Source organism: Crossiella sp. S99.2, from assembly GCF_023094165.1.
Taxonomy (GTDB): Bacteria; Actinomycetota; Actinomycetes; order Mycobacteriales; family Pseudonocardiaceae; genus Crossiella.
The window spans coordinates 164234-182528 of sequence record NZ_JALMDK010000018.1 but is presented as its reverse complement, the minus strand read 5'-3'; the positions used below and the strand labels follow the sequence as shown (position 1 = coordinate 182528).

The 18295-nt window shown below is 69.2% G+C and carries 17 protein-coding genes; 7 read left to right on the top strand and 10 right to left on the bottom strand.

Going from position 1 to position 18295, the window contains the following annotated elements:
- Nucleotides 1–189 precede the first annotated feature (189 nt).
- From MZC64_RS42800 to MZC64_RS42780, 5 genes are read left to right on the top strand one after another with little or no spacing between them, the layout of a single operon-like run.
- Nucleotides 190–1140 carry an ATP-binding cassette domain-containing protein gene (locus MZC64_RS42800; protein WP_247765241.1) on the top strand — a complete coding sequence of 317 codons (951 nt, stop codon included), beginning with the start codon at nt 190–192 and terminating at the stop codon, nt 1138–1140.
- Nucleotides 1137–1937, top strand: a complete 801-nt coding sequence (locus MZC64_RS42795) for an ABC transporter permease (protein WP_247765217.1) — start codon at nt 1137–1139, stop codon at nt 1935–1937. Before MZC64_RS42800 ends, MZC64_RS42795 begins: the two co-directional genes overlap by 4 nt.
- Nucleotides 1938–1951: 14 nt before the next feature.
- Nucleotides 1952–2659 (top strand): thioesterase II family protein, encoded by a 708-nt coding sequence (locus tag MZC64_RS42790; protein WP_247765216.1) that lies wholly within the window; start codon nt 1952–1954, stop codon nt 2657–2659.
- A complete protein-coding gene (locus tag MZC64_RS42785) occupies nt 2656–3486 on the top strand; it encodes an SDR family oxidoreductase (protein WP_247765215.1) in 831 nt (276 codons plus the stop codon). Before MZC64_RS42790 ends, MZC64_RS42785 begins: the two co-directional genes overlap by 4 nt.
- Before the next feature lie 14 nt (nt 3487–3500).
- Nucleotides 3501–5867, top strand: a complete 2367-nt coding sequence (locus tag MZC64_RS42780; RefSeq protein WP_247765214.1) for a non-ribosomal peptide synthetase — start codon at nt 3501–3503, stop codon at nt 5865–5867.
- Between the two features lie 174 nt (nt 5868–6041).
- Here the strand turns inward: MZC64_RS42780 and MZC64_RS42775 are convergent, their stop codons facing one another.
- The 3 genes from MZC64_RS42775 to MZC64_RS42765 form a co-directional block, all read right to left on the bottom strand.
- The gene (locus MZC64_RS42775) at nt 6042–6674 is read right to left on the bottom strand and encodes a hypothetical protein (protein ID WP_247765213.1); all 633 of its coding nucleotides are present in this window, start codon (nt 6672–6674) and stop codon (nt 6042–6044) included.
- A gap of 103 nt (nt 6675–6777) precedes the next feature.
- Nucleotides 6778–7257 carry a DinB family protein gene (locus MZC64_RS42770; RefSeq protein ID WP_247765212.1) on the bottom strand — a complete coding sequence of 160 codons (480 nt, stop codon included), beginning with the start codon at nt 7255–7257 and terminating at the stop codon, nt 6778–6780.
- A 21-nt stretch (nt 7258–7278) separates the two neighbouring features.
- Nucleotides 7279–7851, bottom strand: a complete 573-nt coding sequence (locus MZC64_RS42765; RefSeq protein WP_247765211.1) for a TetR/AcrR family transcriptional regulator — start codon at nt 7849–7851, stop codon at nt 7279–7281.
- 176 nt (nt 7852–8027) lie between these two features.
- Between MZC64_RS42765 and MZC64_RS42760 the strand changes: the two genes are divergently transcribed.
- Nucleotides 8028–9317, top strand: a complete 1290-nt coding sequence (locus MZC64_RS42760; protein ID WP_247765210.1) for a cytochrome P450 — start codon at nt 8028–8030, stop codon at nt 9315–9317.
- Here MZC64_RS42760 and MZC64_RS42755 read toward each other — a convergent pair.
- Together MZC64_RS42755 and MZC64_RS42750 are read right to left on the bottom strand one after the other, a co-directional pair.
- Entirely contained in the window at nt 9267–10220 is a 954-nt protein-coding gene (locus MZC64_RS42755; RefSeq protein ID WP_247765209.1) for an NAD(P)-dependent oxidoreductase, read from the bottom strand. The two genes, MZC64_RS42760 and MZC64_RS42755, sit on opposite strands and share 51 nt — an antisense overlap.
- Entirely contained in the window at nt 10217–11467 is a 1251-nt protein-coding gene (locus MZC64_RS42750) for a class I SAM-dependent methyltransferase (protein WP_247765208.1), read from the bottom strand. Before MZC64_RS42750 ends, MZC64_RS42755 begins: the two co-directional genes overlap by 4 nt.
- Nucleotides 11468–11592: 125 nt before the next feature.
- On the opposite strand from MZC64_RS42750, the gene MZC64_RS42745 reads away from it, so the two are divergent.
- Complete coding sequence (locus MZC64_RS42745; RefSeq protein WP_247765207.1) at nt 11593–12657, top strand: cobalamin-independent methionine synthase II family protein; 1065 nt, start codon at nt 11593–11595, stop codon at nt 12655–12657.
- A 21-nt stretch (nt 12658–12678) separates the two neighbouring features.
- Here MZC64_RS42745 and MZC64_RS42740 read toward each other — a convergent pair whose 3' ends face one another.
- The 5 genes from MZC64_RS42740 to MZC64_RS42720 form a co-directional block, all read right to left on the bottom strand.
- Nucleotides 12679–14427: an NAD(P)-binding protein gene (locus MZC64_RS42740; protein ID WP_247765206.1), complete on the bottom strand. Its 1749-nt coding sequence runs from the start codon at nt 14425–14427 to the stop codon at nt 12679–12681.
- Nucleotides 14428–14431: 4 nt separating this feature from the next.
- On the bottom strand, nt 14432–15757 hold the full coding sequence (locus MZC64_RS42735) for an aminotransferase class III-fold pyridoxal phosphate-dependent enzyme (protein ID WP_247765205.1): 1326 nt from the start codon (nt 15755–15757) through the stop codon (nt 14432–14434).
- Nucleotides 15754–16116 (bottom strand): VOC family protein, encoded by a 363-nt coding sequence (locus MZC64_RS42730; protein WP_247765204.1) that lies wholly within the window; start codon nt 16114–16116, stop codon nt 15754–15756. Before MZC64_RS42730 ends, MZC64_RS42735 begins: the two co-directional genes overlap by 4 nt.
- 170 nt (nt 16117–16286) lie before the next feature.
- Nucleotides 16287–17372, bottom strand: coding sequence for a diiron oxygenase (locus MZC64_RS42725; protein WP_247765203.1), 1086 nt, complete (start codon nt 17370–17372; stop codon nt 16287–16289).
- A 90-nt stretch (nt 17373–17462) separates the two neighbouring features.
- A complete protein-coding gene (locus MZC64_RS42720; protein ID WP_247765202.1) occupies nt 17463–18188 on the bottom strand; it encodes a class I SAM-dependent methyltransferase in 726 nt (241 codons plus the stop codon).
- Between the last annotated feature and the right edge of the window lie 107 nt (nt 18189–18295).

Genomic DNA, 18295 nt, shown 5'->3' with positions numbered 1-18295 from the left:
TTCTAGTAAATATCCCGTAAGTCAGGTGCGTAGCGTGACCGGCTGCTGTGGTACAAACCGCTGGTCAAAGTTTCCTTCATGGTGAAGGGAAGTGGTGTGTACCTCACGGTTACCCAGCGTGAAGGGCAATGTTGTGGTCTTGTCAGCTTTTTGTCACAAGCGACAAATTGGACAAACGTGAACCCCGCTATCGAGTCGGCAGTGGTGCTTAAAGGAGTTCTAAAAGCATTCCGGACTACGCCCGCGTTGTCCGGCGTTACCCTATCCATTGCGGCTGGAAAGGTTTTCAGCCTGCTTGGGCCCAATGGGGCAGGAAAGACGACACTTGTGCGAGTGCTGGCCACTCTGTTACGCGCGGACGCAGGTGAGGTCCGGGTCCTCGGTCACGACGTCCGGCGCGAGCCGGAGGCGGTCCGGCGGGTGCTCGGCCTGGCCGGTCAATACTCCACGGTCGACGACAAGCTGACCGGCTTCGAGAACCTTGAACTGATCGCCAAGCTGCGCGGCCAGCGCCGCGCCGCCGCCAGGAGCACCGCCACCGAACTGCTGGAGCGCTTCCGGCTCACCAGTGCGGGACGGCGCCTGTCCGGCACCTACTCCGGCGGCATGCGCAGGCGACTGGACCTGGCCGCCGCGCTGGTCGGCAACCCCGGCCTGGTCATCCTGGACGAGCCCACCACCGGCCTGGACCCGGAAGCCAGGCTGGACACCTGGGAGTCGATCACCACCCTGGCCGACGGCGGCACCACGGTCGTGCTCACCACCCAGTACCTGGAGGAGGCGGACCGGCTGGCCGACCGGATCGCGGTGATCGACCACGGCCGGATCATCGCCGAGGGCACCAGCGACGAACTCAAACGCGCCACCGGCGCCAGCAAACTCGTCATCGGCCTCGCGCACGAACAGGATCTGGACCTGGCCGCGCGCATCGCCACCGAAGCCGGCGGCCAACCGGCCACAGTGGACCGTCGGGCCCGCCGGGTCGAAGCCGCGGCGCAGGACGGCCCCGCCGCCCTGGCCAGGGCGCTGGAGATGCTGCGCGGCAACGAGATCGAGGTACTCGACCTCGCGCTGAGCCGTCCGACTCTCGACGAGGTCTTCCTGCGCCTGACCGCGCGCAACCCGGTGGGCACCCGGTGACCGGGCTGCCGCTGGTGGCGCTGGAAAGCGCTGACCTGGCCCGCCGCAACCTGTTGCACCTGCGCCGCACCCCGGCCCTGATCCTCTCCGGCCTGGTCGAACCGGTGCTGTTCGCGCTGCTCATCGGCTACGTCTTCGGCGGCAGCCTGGGCGGGGACGCCTACCGCGAGTTCATGCTGCCCGGCCTGCTCGCCCAGACCGTCACCTTCAGCGCCTCCTTCACCACCATCGGCCTGGCCCAGGACCTGCAGACCGGCATGGTGGACCGCTTCCGCGCACTGCCGATCTCCCGGCTCGCCTTGCTGCTGGGCCGTACCAGCGCGGATCTGGTGATGGTGGTCGGCGGGGTCGCGGTCACCACGATCACCGGACTGGCCATCGGCTGGCGCCCGCACACCGGCGTGCTCAGCGTGCTGGCCGCGTTCCTGCTGGTGCTGCTGTATGCCTTCGCGCTGTCCTGGATCGGCGCGTTCATCGCCCTGGTCACCCCCAACGCCCAGGTCGCGGGCAGCTTCGGGTTGCTGTGGATGTTCCCGGTTTCCTTTGTGTCCTCAGGCTTTGTGGCCAGTGCCACGCTGCCGGGACCGCTGGCTGACATCGCCGCGTGGAGCCCGGTCAGCGCACTGGCCAACGCGCTGCGCGAGCTGTTCGGCAACGCCGCGCCACCCAACTTCCCGCCCCAGACCGGCTGGGCCGCCGAACACCCGATCGGCTACGGGCTGCTGTGCACGCTCGGCCTGATCACTGTTTTCGCCACGTTGTCCACGTGGCGCTACCGCAACCGCACCCGCGGCTGACCAAGAGAGGCGTCATGAGCACTCCCGACCCCATTGCCCTGCTGTGCCTGCCGTTCGCGGGCGCGGGCGCGTCCTTCTACCGCCCGTGGGCCGCGCACGCGGGCGCCGAACTGAGCATCGTGCCGCTGCAACTGCCCGGCCGGGAACGGCTCATCGACGAGACCCCGTACGACAACGTGGCCGCGGCCACCGACGGATTGCTGGCCCAGACCCGGAAACTGCTCGGCGACCGCAGGCGGGTCGCGCTGTTCGGACACAGCCTCGGTGCGGTGCTGGCTTTCGAGCTGGCCCGGAAACTCGTTGCGGAACAAGGCATCGACGTGGTCCGGCTGTTCGCCAGCGGCTCCCCGGAACCGGCCGACCAGCGCCAGCACCGCGCCACCGGACTGTCCGATGAGGACTTCCTGACCCGGGTGGAGGAGTTCGCCGGCTACCGGCACGCCGCCCTGGAAGACCCGGAGATGCGGGAGATGATCCTGCCCACCCTGCGCGCGGACGTGGCCATGCACGAGAACTACCAGCCGCTGGCCGACACCCCCCTGGACGTGCCGATCACCGCGGTGCGCGGGCTGGACGACACCCTGGTCACCACCGAGGAAGCGGCCGGCTGGGGCAAGGCGACCAGCCGCGAGTTCGACCTGGTCGAACTGCCCGGCGGACACATGTACCTCACCGCGAGCGCCCCCGACCTGCTCGGCCGCGTCCGCGCCGCGGTCCGATGAGCGGCCGACTCGCCGGCCAGGCCGTGCTGATCACCGGTGCGGCTCGCGGCCTCGGCCGGGCCACCGCGCTGGCCTGCGCGCGCGAGGGCGCGGACCTGGTGCTCACCGACGTGTGCGCGGACCTGCCCGGTGTGCCTTACCTGCTGGGCACCACCAGCCAGCTCGATCACACCGCCGCGCTGTGCCGCGCGCAGGGTGCCGCCGTGCTCACCACCCCGCTGGATGTGCGCGACGGCGACCAGGTGCGAGCAGCGGTGGCCCTGGCCCAGGACCGGTTCGAGCGCCTGGATGTGGTGGTCAACAACGCTGGTATCGCCGCGCCCTCCGGCCGTCCGGTGCACGAGATCACCGAGGAGGAGTGGGCGTTGATGCTCGACGTCGACCTCTCCGGCGCCTGGCGGGTGATCCGCGCGGTCGGCGCCGCGATGGCCGCCCAGCGCTCGGGCAGCATCGTCAACATCGCCTCCACCGCGGGCTTGGTCGGCTACCGGCACTTCGCCGGATACGTGGCTGCCAAACACGGCCTGATCGGACTCACCAAGGCCGCCGCCCTGGACCTGGCCCCCGCCAAGGTCCGGGTCAACGCGGTCTGCCCCGGCTCGGTCCGCGACGACGCCGCGGTGGAAGGCCGGATGCTCGCCGAGATCGCCCGCTCCCTCGATGTCCCACTCGCCGAGCACGAGTCCGCTTTCCTGGCCGCGCAGCCGATGAACGCCCTGGTCGAACCCGAGGACGTGGCAGGCGCGGTGGTCTACCTGGCATCCGCGGAGTCGAGACAGGTCACCGGCTCCGTGCTCACCGTCGACGGCGGCTTCAGCGCCCGCTGACAAGGAGAAACCCCGTGCCCGTCACCAGAACCCGCCTGCCCGCGCCGGTAGCGCACCCTCGCTGGACCGAGAACGTGCCCGCACCAGCGGATTCGCCACTGGCCGAACGCCGCCGCACCGCGGAACTCACCCGCCCCGCCGGCACCCCGCGTTGCGTGCAACTGGTCTACACCGACGGCACCGCGGACCTGATCGAAGTCAGTCCGCCGCCACCGCTACCCGCCCCCGCCCCGCCCCCGCCGTGGGGCCTGGGCGAGGGCGAAGGCATTGCCACCCAACACATCCCACTCACCAACCTCGGCGACGAGCCAAGCTGGCTGACCGCCCTGAAGGACCTGCTACACCGCTACAACCCAGACCAGTCCCCAGAAATCGCCACCCCCGGTTCGCAGGAACCGGCCGCGGTCGCCTTCCTCTTCGACCACACCATTCACCCCGGCGAACACCTCCCCGTCCAGCACCCCACCCATCCGCTCACCATCTCCGTGCACCAGGACGCCACCGGGATCCACCTGCGCTGCACCCACCACCGCGCCGAGGTGTCCGAACACCAGGCCCGCCAGTTCCTCCGCCACCTGCACCACCTGCACAGCAACCCCGGCGCGCAACTCCCACCCGCCACCGAACTCCCACAGCTCATCGCCCTCGGCCACCCAGCAACGGACCTGACCACCACACCTCGCGCCATCCCCGAGGCCATCCAGTCTGTCGCCGCCACCACCCCGGACGCCATCGCGATCACCGACGGCCCCACGCAGCTGACCTACCGCGAACTCGTCGACCGGGCCGCCCACATCGCCGGCGGGTTGGCAGCCAGGGGAGTGGTGCCCGGCGACCGCATCGGCGTCTGCCTGGACCGCACGGCGGACCTGGTGATCGTCCTGCTCGGCGTGCTCACCGCAGGCGCCACCTACGTCCCGATGGACCCGGCCTACCCCACCGAACGCCTGGCCCACGCCACCCAGGACGCCAACCTCCCCTTGGTGATCACCCACCTCCAGGACTTCCCCGGCCCCACCGTCACCCCGGCCGAACTCGCCACCGCCCAACCAGGTTCCGGACCGTCCACTCCGGACAGTCCGGCCTACGTGATCTACACCTCCGGCTCCACCGGCCGTCCCAAGGGCGTGGTCGTCCCACACCGCAACGTGATCGCGCTCTTGGACGCCACCCGCGACGAGTACGACCTCGGTCCGCACGACGTCTGGACCTGGTTCCACTCCAGCGCCTTCGACTTCTCGGTGTGGGAGATCTGGGGCTGCTTGCTCACCGGCGGCAGGCTCGTCGTCGTCCCCTACTTCGTCTCCCGCGAACCAGACCGCTTCGCCGACCTGCTCGCCGCGGAATCCGTCACGGTGCTGAGCCAAACCCCCTCCGCCTTCGCCCAGCTCCTCCAGGTGGACCACCGCACCGTCACCCCACGCTTGGTCATCTTCGGCGGCGAACCCCTGGACGCCCGGATGTTGTTGCCCTGGTTCGATGTCCACCCCGAGTCGCGTTGCCGGGTGGTCAACATGTTCGGCATCACCGAAACCACGGTCCACGTCACCCACCAGACCATCACCCGCCACGAGGCCCTCAACGCGTCGCGTTCAGTAGGTCCAGCTCTCCCCGGCTGGCACCTTCTGGTCGTCAACCCCGACGGCCACCCGCAGCCCGTCGGGGTTCCCGGCGAAATCTGCGTCGGCGGCGCAGGCGTGGCCACCGCCTACCTGAACCAGGAAACCCTGACCGCCCAACGCTTCCGCCACAACCCGCACACCGGAACCCGCCTCTACCGCAGCGGCGACCTGGGCCGCCTGCGCCCCGACGGACGGCTGGAACACCTGGGCCGCATCGACAGCCAGATCAAACTCCGCGGCTTCCGCATCGAACTAGACGAAATCCGCAACGTCCTCCTGGAAGACCCCACCATCACCGCCGCAGCCGTGATCCTGCACCAACCCAACCCCGACGACCCCGCCACCGCCCACCTAGCGGCCTACGTCGTCCCCGCCACCACAGACACCGCCGCCACCCGAACCCGAGCCGCCACCCTGCTCCCAGAACACATGCTCCCCACCACGATCACCGCCCTGGAAACCCTTCCCCTGACCCCCAACGGAAAACTCGACCCCACCCAACTCCCCACTCCCGCCCCGCAACCCGTCGGGGCAACAGCCAACCCCACCAACCTGACCGAACACCTGGCCACCATCTGGCAAGAAGTCCTCGGCCACCCGGTAGGCCCCCACGACGACTTCTTCGACCTGGGCGGCAACTCGCTGCTCGCGGTCCGGCTGGGCGCGGCCATGCGCGCCAACGGGTTGCCGCAAATCCGGCTGCGTGAGCTGTACCGCCACCCTACGATCACTGAACTGACCGAACTCCTGCAAAGCTGACCAGGGACCGTTGGCCTGCCCGAGCAGGATGCCGACCAGGCTGAACTGGCGGACGGAGGACGCACTCGACGACATCGAGCGCTTCGCCGCCAACTGACTGCGCACGGCTCCAGTGGAGCGGCAACCGCGACTGATCCTCGGCCTGCATACGGCGTCTCCGCGCTCTGAGCAGGGTCAGGACCGGGCCCAGTCGGCGTGGTACTCGACGTGGATCTCCCGCGCGTTGCCCAGCACGCCGTCGCCCGAGTGGAATTCAGTACACACGTGGGCGTCCGGTTCCGGGGTGAGCTGGGCGAGGTCGAAGAACCGGGAGGCGGTCTGTCGGAAGACCGGCGCGCTGCCCGCCAGGAACACGGTGTCGGCGTGCACCTGCTCGTTCAATAGATCGCGATTTTCCCGGTGATGTCGCGCCCCGTAGCCGATCTCGGCCGGATCTGGCAGGTCACTCTCGGGTAGCTGCGCTGTCTCCGGTTTGCCCTTGTCCAGCGCGGCGCGCAGCCGGGGCCAGCGCGCGGCACGCAACTGCAGGCTGTGCTGGGACAGCACGAGATCCATCCGCCTGCCCTGCGGATCGGTCCTGACCGGGTGGTCGCCGGTGCGCAGCGGTACGTGGATGATCGTGTGCCGGGAGCGGGCCGCCAGTAGCCACAGCACCCCGAGCCGGTGGGCCGAGCCGCGGTCGACGCGCAGTCGCAGCCACCAGTCCTCATCCCACAAGCCGGCGTGCGCGAACCAACCGGCCGGCCGGATCACCCGCCAGTCCCGCCCGTCCAGGCGCGCGTGGTGCACGGAGATCGGTGTTCTCATCGGGTCGTCCATCCGGTCCACTTCGTCTGTCCACCTTGGACGGAACGCTCCAGGATCGGTCAGCGGACCGCCAGGCACAACCGAATTGGATCTGGGTACGGGCTCAGGTGGCGAGTAGTTGTTCGCGCAGGATGTCGGCGTGGCCGCAATGGTGGGCCAGCTCCCGCAGTACTTGCAGGTACACCCAGTGCAGTGTGCGCGGTCCGGTCCGATGGCCGGTCGCGACGGTGTCCAGTGGCAGGTCCGCGACCGTTGTCCGGGCGGTGGCGCAGGCCGCCCGGTGGGCTGCCGTGACCGAGGCGATGGTGTCGTCCTCGGTGAGCTGGAAGGATTCCTCCGGACTCCGCACCAGGCCGAGGTCCCGGCGGGAGGTGCCGCCGACGCACTCCTCGAACCACACCCGCTGCATCCACGTGACGTGCTTGAGCAGCCCGAGCAAGGTGGTCGCCGACGGGACGAGCCTGCGGCGGGCCTGTTCCTCGGTGAGGTCGTCGAGCGTCGCCTCAATGGCACTGCGGTAGTCCTCGATGAACGCTTCGAGCTGGGTGCGTTCATCCTCCAGCGGCACATCGAACGAACCCATCAGCGTCTCCTGTCCGTCCCACTACTCGGGCAAACCCCGCTCCAGCTGCCGGATGACCGACTCCGCGGCCTGCTCTTTGTCCATCAGCCCCTCGCCGACGGCCTCGAACCCGGCGAGCAGATTCCACCACAACGCCTTGTACACCCACTCTGGGCTGAGCGAGGAGTCCAGCAGGCCCTCGGCGCGGGCGCGGGCGAGCAACGCGAGCATCGGCTGTTCGACCTCGGCGAAGGCCGCGTCCAGCCAGTCGGCCTCGCCGCGTTGCTCGGCTTCGTCGCACACCCGGATCAGTTCGGGGGGCAGTTCGAGGTAGGCGTGCACCGCGCGGCGCAACGCCTGTGCGGCAGTGCCCTCGGTCAGGGCTGCCCCGGCCAGTGCGGCACGCACCCGGTGCACCGCAAGCTGGAAGATCGCGGCCATCAGGTCGGAGCGTTCCGGGAAGTGCCGCTGCAGGGTGCTGCGCCCGACTTCGGCGGCGTCGGCGATCTCGGCCAGGGAGGCGGCGGATCGCTGGGCCAGCACGGTGATGGCCGCGTCCAGGATCGCCGCGCGCGTCCGGCTCGGCGTGTTCGACTCCCGAGTGTCGCTCGTCATGGTGCCATTGTAGTACTAAGTTGTGCCATGACGAACGCAGCTATGTCTTGTAATGGGGCAATAGGGTCCCAGAATGGGACATTGGTGTCCCACTCTGTCGAGGCCGCGGCGACGCGGTCGCGGCATGGGGGCCTGCCAACAAGGTAGCGGTAGCCGTTCAGGATGAGAGGGAATCGATGAACAACTCAAGCGCAGTCGCCTCGCTTTGGCTCCGGTCGCAGTTGCGGGCGGGGCGGGCCGCGACCTGGCTGCTCAGCGAGCTGGGTGATCTGGTTGTGCAGCTGGAACATCCGCGGTGGCGGGACAATCCGTATCCGCTGTACGAACAGATCCGGCAGCGCGGGCCGCTCTACCGGGGGCTCAGCGGCACCTGGGCCACCAGCTCGTTCGCGCTGTGCAACCAGGTGTTGCGGGATCGGCGGTTTGGGGTGCGGACGGTGGACGGGCGTGTGCAGGACGGCTTACTGGGGGCGCCGGTGCCCGCGCCGCCGGCGGGGTTCGTGGAGCTGGATCCGCCGGACCACACCCGGTTGCGCCGCCTGGCCATGCCCGCGTTCAATCCCAAGCGGCTGGAGGCGTACCGGCCCCGGGTGCAGGCGATCGTGGACTCGTTGCTGGACAAGGTGACCGGGCGGGAGACCTTCGACCTCGTGCAGGACTTGGGCACGCCGCTGCCGATCACGGTGATCAGCGATCTGCTGGGCATCCCGGACGCCGAGCGGGGGGCCTTCGCCGAGTACGGGGAGGTGATCATCGAGGGGTTCAACGGGGTCAGTTCGATGCGGCAGGCCAGGGAGGTCACCGCGGTCACCGAGCATCTGGTGGCGTTGTTCGACCGGCTGTTGCGGGAACGTGCGGTGGAGCCGGGTGACGATGTGATCAGCACGCTGGCGACTGCCGTGGGTGAGGAGAAGATGACCGCGCGGGAGTTGCACGGCACCGCGTTGTTGTTGCTGGTGGCCGGGTTTGAGACCACGGTAAACCTGATCGGCAACGGGATGCGGGCGCTGCTGGCGCATCCGGAGCAGTGGGCGCAGTTGCGGGCGAAGCCGGAGCTGGCGGCGGCCGCGGTGGAGGAGGCGTTGCGCTACGACTCGCCGGTGCAGAGCACCTCGCGGGTGGCGCACACCGAGGTCCGGCTGGCCGGGCAGACGATCAAGCCGGGGCAGACCGTGGTGGCGATTCTCGCTGGGGGCAACCGGGATCCGCAGGCGTACGAGCGGCCGGAGCGGTTCGACATCACCCGGGAGGCCGGGCCGGAACACCTGGCCTTTGCCAGCGGGATCCACTACTGCCTCGGCGCCCGGCTGGCCCGGATCGAGGGTGAGATCGTCTTCCGGACCTTGGCCGAGCGGCTGCCGTTGTTGCGGCAGGCCGGTTCGCCGGAACGACGGGATACCAGCGCGATCCGTGGGCTACGGACGTTCCCGGTGACCGCCACGGTTGCTGCCCAGCGCGGTCAGTGAGGGCCCAGCGGTCGCGGTCCAGAATGCGCGGATGGAGTCGCGCAGGGTGTGCCGGGGTTGCCAGTGCAGTAGGGCGGCGGCCCGGGACGGGTCCACCTGGATCCAGTCCATTGTGGACCGCCAGTCACCGTTGTCGTGTTCGGTCAGCACCGCCGGGATGCCGGCGACCTCGATGAGCAGGTCCACCAGGGACCGGACCGGGACGGCGGTGCCGCGGCCGATGTCGATGATCTCGCCGGAGACGTCGGCGGTGGCCGCGGCACGCACGGCTTCGGCGGCGTCGCGCACGTCGAGGTAGTCGCGGTGCGCGGTGAGGCGGGACAGCGACAGGTGGGCTGGTTCGTGGCGTTGCGCGGCCTGGATCAGGGTGGTGGCGACCTTGCCCAGCAGGCTGGATTCGGGCAGGCGGGGGCCGACGGCGTTGGACAGGCGCAGCACCACGGCGTTGGGCGCGGCGATCACGGCCTGGCTGGCGGCGAGTTTGGCCGTGCCGTAGCCGGTTTCCGGGGGTGGGCCCTGGCTGGAGACAGCTGTTCCGGGTGGCGTGGGGCCGTACTCCAGGACCGAGCCCAGGTGCACCAGCCGGGGCGTGCGCTGGGAGTGGGCCAGGGCTGCGAGCAGTTGGCGGGTCAGGGTGAGGCAGCGGGTGGACATCTGGTCGTCGGTCAGGCCCCAGCTGCTGCCGGTGGCGTTGACCACCAGGTCGGGGCGGTGCGTGTCCAGGAGCGCGGCCAGTTCGGCAGGGGAGGTGGCGGCGAGGTCCAGTGGGTGGAAGGGGTGGGCCGGGGACGGGGTGCCGCGGGCGGTGGTGAGGACCCTCCAGCCGTGCGCGGCCAGGTTGTCCGCGATGTGACTGCCGACGAAGCCGGTGCCGCCGAAGATGATCGCGCGGTGGCCGGTCACCGCAGGCGCACCTCGGGGACGTAGTGGATCCAGCGGCCGCCGGCCGCGTGGAAGTCCTGTTCCTTGGCCATGATCTCCTCGGCGTGGTTCCAGGCGAACAGCAGCGCGTAGTCCGGATAGTACTCGGCGAAGGCCGCGGCCGGGCGGACCGGCAGGTGCGCGCCGGGGGAGAGGCGGCCCTGTTTGGCCGGGGTGGTGTCGCAGATGTAGGCGACCAGATCCGTTGAGATGCCGCAGAAGTTGGTGACCGTGGCGCTCTTGGCGGTGGCGCCGTAGCCGACCACGGTGTGGCCCTGCGCGCGCAGGTCGTGCAGCAGGGCGAGCAGGTTTTCCTTGGTGCGCAACACGTTGGCCGCGAACCGGTGCAGGGTGGCGGGTTCGGCCAGGCCGCGATGTTCTTCCTCGGCGAGCAGTTCGGCCACGGCGGGGGTGACGGGGCGGCGGCCGGGGCGGGCCAGGGTGTAGCGGAGTTCGCCGCCGTGCACCGGGAGGCGTTGCACGTCAACGAGTTCCAGGCCGGAGCGGTGGGCCAGGACGTGCACCGAGCGGGCGGTGAAGTAGTAGAAGTGCTCGTCGTAGATCTGGTCGAAGGCGGTCCGGGCCAGGATGTCGCCCAGGTACGGGTCCTCGAAGACGAAGACGCCGTGCTCGGCCAGCAGGGTGTCGACGCCGCGCAGAACCGAGTCCAGGTAGGGGAGATGGCAGATGGTGTTGGCGGCGTAGATGACGTCGGCGGGGCCGTCGGTGTCGCGAACGGCGGTCGCGGTGGCCTCCTCGAAGAACTCGGCGCGGACGCGGATGCCCTGACCGGCGGCGAGCGCGGCCACCCCGCCGGAGGGCTCGAAGCCCAGGTGCCGGACGCCCGCCGAGTGCACGGTACGCAGCATGACGCCGTCGTTGCAGCCCAGTTCGACCACAAACGGGTCGGGGCCGGTGAGTTCGGTGTCCAGCAGGTGCTGGGCGAGGCTGGTGAAGTGCGCGCGCATCACGGCCGAGCCGGAGGAGTGGTACGGATAGGACTCGTGGAACATGCGTTCCCTGGGCACTTCCTCCATCAGCTGGGTCATGGTGCAGTCCGCGCACTGTCCCACCGCGAGGCGGTAGTAGAACTCCTCGGTGTCGTCCTCGGGGTGGCGGAAGGCGTCGGAGAGCGGATGCTGGCCCAGGTTCAGGAATTCACTGACCTGGCCGCGACAGATCCGGCACGGGACAGTCGGCAGCCCCGCGGTGGCACCCGGCGTGATCATGGACGATTCCCTTCGTTTGCCAGGGATCTCTGTACTTCTGTTGCCCTGCTTGGGCGAAGCCGGAGCCGCGGTGCGCTCGCTAGGTTTCTTGTGTTGCGGTGCCTCACTTTTCCGGGAGGACGACCATGACCATTCCCACCGAGACGATCGGCAGCATTCCGCGGCCGAAGTACCTACAGGACGGACTGGCCGCGTGGACAGCGGGGACGATTGACCAGGCTGGGCTTGACGTTCTGGTGGATCGGGCGTTGGCGGAGACCGTGGAACGGCTGGCGAAGACCGGCTCGCCGGTGCTGACCGATGGCGAGCAGGGCAAGCCGAGTTTCGCCACCTACCCGTTGCGGGGTGCGCTGTCGCTGGCCCCGGACGGGGCGGTGATTCCGTTCGCGGACGGGCACACCCGGCAGCTGCCCCGGTTGACGGCCGGGCCGTTCAGGTATGGCGCGTTCGCGGTGTCCTACCTGAACAAGGCGCTCGGGCTGACCGATTTGCCGGTGAAGCAGCCGGTGATCGCGCCCTCGGCGCTGAGCTTGCTCTACCCGGCGGACGGGATCGACGGCTATCCACGGGAGGCCTTCCTGGCGGAACTGGCCGATGAGGCGGAACGGGACATCCGGCAGTGCCTGGACGCGGGTGCGGCCTCGGTGCAGCTGGACTTCACCGAGGGGCGGTTGTCGCTCAAACTGGATCCCTCCGGTGGGGTGCTGGACGATTTCATCGCCTTGAACAACCAGGTGCTGGACCGGTTTTCCGTCGAGGAGCGGGCCCGGATCGGCGTGCACACCTGTCCCGGCGGCGACCAGGATTCGGTGCACAGCCTGGACGTCGACTACGCCGAGCTGTTGCCGAAGCTGTTCCAGCTGCACGCGGGCGCGTTCTACCTGCAACTGGCCAGCGAGCCGGATCCGCGGCGGGTGTTGGAGATCGTGCGCGAGCACTCGGGAGCGAACCAACGGATCTTCGTCGGCGTGATCGATCCGATCGATCCGGTGGTGGAGAGCCCCGAACAGGTGCGGGACCGCGTGCTGACGGCGGCCGAGTACCTCCCGCTGGACCGGCTGGGCACCTGTGACGACTGCGGGTTCGCGCCGTTCGCCGATGACACCTCGACCTCGCGGGAGACCGCCTTCGCCAAGATCGAGGCCCGCGTTCGGGGTACCCAGATGGCGGCGGAAGTTCTTGGGGTGTAAGGGTTCTGGCTCGGGCCGGGGTCATCGTGATCCCGGCCCGGCCACCCTGGCCAGCTCGTGCACCGCGGTGTGCGCGGTGTCCACGGCGCCGTCCAGGTACGGGTGGTTGGCCACGTCCACGCCCGCGATCCGGATCCGGCCGACGCCCTGAGCGAGGAGGTCGCCGGGGACCGGGCCGTCCGGCCAGCGGTCGGCGTCGTGCGGCAGGGTCAGGTAGCGGGCGTAGCCGTGTGGCCAGGTGTTGACGGTCAGGGCGGCGATATCGCGGTCCGGGTTGAATCCGGCTGGGCCGAGGATGCGGGTCAGGGTGTCGAGCAGGCTGGTTTCCAGTTCGGCGGGGCCGTGGTTGATCAGCCAGTGGCGGCCCTGGGCGGCGCCGACCGCTGGGGGCACGCCGGGGTTGGTGAAGCAGCCGAAGAAGTTGGCCAGCACCGGGTGTTCCGGGTCGGGGCTGGGGTGGTGGTCGCCAATGTGGACCGGGAATTCCAGGGCGCCGCGCTGCCAGTGGCCCGAGGGCAGGGTGAGGCGGTTGATGCCCAGGCGCTGCCAGGGTTTCCAGTCGCGCAGGGCGAGGTTGGCATAGGCCAGGGGGTAGCGGCCGGTGGCGGCCGCGGCGGAGCGTTGTGCGGTGGACAGCTCCGGCACGATGGCGGGCAGGCCGGCGGTCCAGGAGGCCAGGATCACGGCCCTGGCGGTGACCCGGTGGTGGCCGCCGTGCGCGGTGTGTGCCAAAGAGACCGCCGAGCGGGTGTTGCGGACCTCGACCACCTTGCTGTGCAAGCGGATCCGGACATTCTGCTGTGGACTGTCCAATTGAGACAGATCCAGGGTGGCTGAGAGCAGGTCGTCGACGGTGCCCGCCGGGGCCAGCGTGGGGATCAGGGCGCGGGCCAGTGCACGGGCGATGGTGGCGTTGCCGTCCGGGAAGCGGTAGATCGGGGCTTCCTCGCTGTACCAGAACTGCCTGCCGGTCTTGCTCAAGCCGGGCCAGGGGTCGCCGTCGTAGCCGATGCGCAGGCCGGACAGGCCGGGGAAGCCGATCAGCGCGGCGTCCAGGGCGGGATGCTGGTCGAAGTTCAGGCCGGAGTCGACGGCGGTGGCACGTAAGAGGAACTGGTGCACGGCAGGGTGCAGGTCGGCGAAGTCGGTGAGCACCTGGGCGCAGGTGCGGACCCGCAGGGCGGCGAGTTTGGCCGCGCGGTCCCGGCCGCTGAGCCAGTCCGGGCAGCGGTCCAGGAGTTCGCCGAGCTGGCGGCGTGCTTCCGGCGGCATGGGTGCGGTAGCCAGGGCGTCTGTCCACTTGGTACCGGGTGGCAGCACCGCGAGGTGGTCGTGCTCCCAGTGCTCGCGGTGGAAGAACACGCCGAGGCCACCCGCGCCGTGCCGGCGGTAGTGCCTGGGATCACAGGCTTCGTGGAAGCGGTCGGTGTTTATGCCCAGTTCGCGCAACAGCTCCCGGGCGCTGGCCGGGTAGGTGCTAGGTCGGGTGAGCGCTTGCGAACCGCCGGTGGCGAGCAGCCGGTGACCGTCCACAGTGTACTCATGCCGGGTGGCATGCCCGCCGAGTTGGGAAGCCGGGTCCAGCAACAGGATCCGGGCTCCGGGCTGGATATCGCGTAACCAGAAGTAGGCGGCCGCGAGACCGGCGATCCCGGCCCCGGCCACCACCAGGTCATAGGTCTCCTCGGTGTCCGCGAACCCGGTCGGTGGTGCGGGGCCGTCGGCGATGCCGTCGACCACCAGTCGCGGTGTCAGCTCCCCGGCGCGCACCGGCTCACCCGGCGGCCGTGACCTGGTCGAGCACCTCGGCCACCTGATCGGCCTCGGCCATGCTCAGTGTCAGCGGCGGGAACAGCCCGATGCCGCCACTGGCCAGCAGCGGGTGCACCAGCAGACCGCGCAGGCGGCAGCCGATCACCTCGGTCATCACCTCCGGAATCGACGCCGGACCCTTGCCGCCACGCGGAGTCAGCTCGATGCCGATCATCAGGCCGCGGCCCCGGACATCCCGCACTGCCGGACGCGACCGCAGCGGTTCCAGGCGGTTGAGCAGGTACTGGCCGACGACGCGGGAGTTCTCGACCAGTCCTTCGCGGTCGAGCACGTCCAGGGTGGCGATCGCGGCCGCGCAGGCCGCCGGGTTGCCGCCCTGGGTTTCCCCGTGCAGCAACGGCAAACCGGCCCGCCGGAAGGCGTCGAAGATCGGCTCACTGAACAGCGCCGCGCCCAGTGGTAGATAGCCGCTGTTGATGCCCTTGGACAGCACCACCACATCCGGGCGCAGGTCGTAGTGCTCGCCGCCGAACATCCGCCCGGTCCGGCCGAAACCGGTGGCCACCTCATCGGCGATGAGCAGGATCCCGTTGTCCCGGCACAGTTCGCTGACTCCGGCGACGTACTCCGGCGGCAGCGGGATCACCCCGCCGGAGGCCAGCACCGGTTCCAGGATGACCGCGGCGATCCGCCCGCGCTCGGCGTCGACCAGTTCGGTGAACGCGGTCAGCGCGGTCGCGCCGGGCGGATCGTCGGCGGTGCGCGGAGTGGGGATCTTGCGCACCCCGCTGAGATCGGCGCCGTAGGCCCGCTGTTCGATGTCCTCGCCGGTCACGCTCATGCTGCCGTAGAGCGTGCCGTGCCAGGAATAGCGGTCCAGCGACACGATCAGCCGTCGTTCGGGCTGTCCCACCAGCCGGAAGTACCGGCGCACCACCTTCATCGCCGTCTCCACCGCGCTCGCGCCGCCGGTGGTGAAGTGCACCCGGGTGAGGCCGGGCGGCGCGATCGACAGCAGCCGGCGGGCGAGGGCAGTGGCGGGCTCGTGGGAGAACAGGAACAACGTGCCATAGGAGAGTTTCTGCAGCTGGCTGGTAATGGCGTCCAGGATGTCGGGATGGCCGAACCCGCAGGTCACATTCCACAGTCCGGCGGTTCCGCTGAGGTACTCGTTGCCTTGATCATCGCGTACCCGGACACCCGAGCCCGATACGATCCGCACACCGTGCTCGGCCATGAACGAGTAGTCCGACATCGGGTTCCACACCGGATCCGCCGGAATCGACGGGACCGGGACTTCCGCGACTTCGCTGGACGCCTCACTCACTCGGTCAACTCCTCCACAAACGTCACTTCATTGCCCTCGGGGTCGAAAATGGTGCTCGTCTTGACGATGCCCGGGTATTCCTCCACTGCACCCGGGGTGAATCCGGCCGATTCGACCGACTTGACCTGTGCGGCGAGATCGCGGACCCCGATCACCACCGAACTCTTGCCCGCCCGGTCCGGGTTCTCGGTGAGCTGCACCCAGGCATTCGGCGCGAGCTGCCATTCCGCGATTCCCTCGGTGGGCACGACGTCGGGCTCACGTCCGAAAAGCTTCGAGTACCAGGACTGCGCAGCTTCGAAATCAGCCACCGCAACGCCGGCGAGCACGCTGTCGATGTTCTGGTCTCCGGCCGTCAATTAACTGCCCTCCAGTGGATAGGAGTGAAACTTGGCGCGGCTCAACCTACACGAAACGGACATCCCGGTCGAGCAGTGATCGGCTCTTCGCCGGATCGTGTGCGCATTGTTCAGTCAACTCGTGTACACAATTTATCCGCACGTCCTGGCCATTTACTCAGACAACTGGCCTATTGCTCACCTGCCTCGATCGTCGCCGACACCTGGGCCACCCGCGCGGCGTCGGCGGCCTCCACCTCATCGGCCACCCGGTCGTCCCTAGCGTGCGTCGCGTCCAGGTCCACCGCCTCGAACTGGAGCACGCCCATGTCCTCGAAGGCTCGCCGCACCTTCGGCCCGCACAGGCCGATGTCCTGCACCGCGGGCACGATCCGGGAGAACAGCTGGGACCGGAACCCGCGCATGAACGGCGACTGCTCCACGTGCTCCAGACAATCCCGCACCGGCAGCCCGAGCCGTTCGAAGACCTCCTCGCCCATCAGCCGGTCCCGCATCAGGTGGCAGGCGTCGACCACGAACTCCTCCCGCTCGGCGATCTCCCTGGCGGTCAGCTGCCGGTAGAGATCACGCAGCCCGATCCGGCCGAAGGCGACGTGCCGGGCCTCGTCCTGCATGACGTAGGCGTTGATGGTGCGGAACAGCGGGTGCGTGGTGGAGTCCCGGCCCAGCGCGAACGCGGCCAGCGCCAGGCCCTCGATGAGCACCTGCATGCCGAGCTGGACGATGTCCGGCCGCGGATCTTCCAGGACCGAGGTGAGCAGTTCCTTCATCGGCGCCGAGATCGGGTAGGCGAGTTCGATCTTCTCCCGGACCAGCCGGGAGAAGATCTCCACGTGCCGGGCCTCGTCCACCACCTGGGTGGCGGCGTAGAACTTGGCGTCCAGCTCGGGCACGGTCTCCACCACCCGGGCCGCGCAGATCAGCGCGCCCTGTTCGCCGTGCAGGAACATGGAGTTGTTGAACGCGGTGACGTGGTGCCGGTACTCGTTGCGCTCCGCCTGGGTCATCCGCTCGAAGACCGGCGAGCCGAACAGCGGCAGGTAGTGGTCGGGTTCGTGTTCCGGCGAGGTCGGGTCGAACGGGATCGACCAGTCGATCCGCTCGTTGGCGTCCCACTGCTTGGCCTTGCCGCGTTCGTAGAGCCCGAGCAGCCGGTCCTGGCTGGGGTCGTAGTCCCAGTCGAAGACCACGGTGGAACTGGTCGAGAGCGACCACTTCGTCTGCTCGACCGGAAGCGTGTACCGCCTGGTGCTCACCGGAAACCTTTCCGTCTCCGCCGTCGAGTTGGCCAAACTGGGACGCCCGGTTGGGCCAACCGGGCGTACGACTTGGGCCAACTCGGCGGGCTAGGGCTTGGCTTTCTCGTAGACCGAGACCGCGAGGAAACTGGCGCTGGTGAAGGGTTCCTGACCCCAGCCACCCCACCGGGCGCGCAACCGCAGGCCGGCCAGCCGCGCCATCAGGTCCAGTTCGGCAGGCGAGACCAGCCTGCCGCGGAAGGGCAGCACCCGGACCTGGTTGTCGGCCAGGATGATCTCCCTGGTGCTGAACCGCTGGGTGGCCGAGTTTGCCTCGGTGGCCCAGAGCACCGCGCTGTTCTTGCCCATGTGGATGAGCACGATCCCGGCGCCCGCCCCGTTGGGATCCAGTTGCCCCAACGTTTCCAGCACCAGCACGCCGTCCTCGGTCAGGTGCGCGGCGGCGTTGGTGACGCACTGGAGTTGCTGTTCCTGGGTGCGCAGCAGCAGCAAGGTGTTGTCCACGCAGGAGATCAGCCGGAACCGTTGGGACAGCGGGATATCCGGCAGCAACGCGGTGACCGTCCGGATCGACGCGCCGCCGGGTTTGGCGGCCAGCGCGGCCAGCATCCGCGGTGAGTTGTCCAGACCGTGCACTTCCAGTCCGGCCTCGGCCAGCGGGATGGCCACCCGGCCGGTGCCGACCCCCAGTTCCAGCACGGGGCCCGGCCCGGCCAGTTCGGCGAGGGTGGCGATCTCGGCCTTGGGCGCGGTGTCGCCGTACACCGAGTCGAACACCTCGGCGAACACCTCGCCGTAGGTCTCGCTCTCCATCTGTGCCGCCTCTCCCTACGTGTGGACCGTCCAGTTGGCCAAAGTGGGACGACCAGTTGGGCCAACTACGCGTACGACTTGGGCCAACTCGGCGTCGGGTGGGAGGG

Bases quoted from the DNA above. Each gene is read 5' to 3' on its own strand.
- MZC64_RS42790 (WP_247765216.1), top strand. From the start codon at position 1,952: ATGAGCACTCCCGACCCCATTGCCCTGCTGTGCCTGCCGTTCGCGGGC.
- MZC64_RS42775 (WP_247765213.1), bottom strand. From the start codon at position 6,674: ATGAGAACACCGATCTCCGTGCACCACGCGCGCCTGGACGGGCGGGAC.
- MZC64_RS42760 (WP_247765210.1), top strand. From the start codon at position 8,028: ATGAACAACTCAAGCGCAGTCGCCTCGCTTTGGCTCCGGTCGCAGTTG.
- MZC64_RS42750 (WP_247765208.1), bottom strand. From the start codon at position 11,467: ATGATCACGCCGGGTGCCACCGCGGGGCTGCCGACTGTCCCGTGCCGG.
- MZC64_RS42745 (WP_247765207.1), top strand. From the start codon at position 11,593: ATGACCATTCCCACCGAGACGATCGGCAGCATTCCGCGGCCGAAGTAC.
- MZC64_RS42770 (WP_247765212.1), bottom strand. From the start codon at position 7,257: ATGGGTTCGTTCGATGTGCCGCTGGAGGATGAACGCACCCAGCTCGAA.
- MZC64_RS42720 (WP_247765202.1), bottom strand. From the start codon at position 18,188: ATGGAGAGCGAGACCTACGGCGAGGTGTTCGCCGAGGTGTTCGACTCG.
- MZC64_RS42785 (WP_247765215.1), top strand. From the start codon at position 2,656: ATGAGCGGCCGACTCGCCGGCCAGGCCGTGCTGATCACCGGTGCGGCT.
- MZC64_RS42765 (WP_247765211.1), bottom strand. From the start codon at position 7,851: ATGACGAGCGACACTCGGGAGTCGAACACGCCGAGCCGGACGCGCGCG.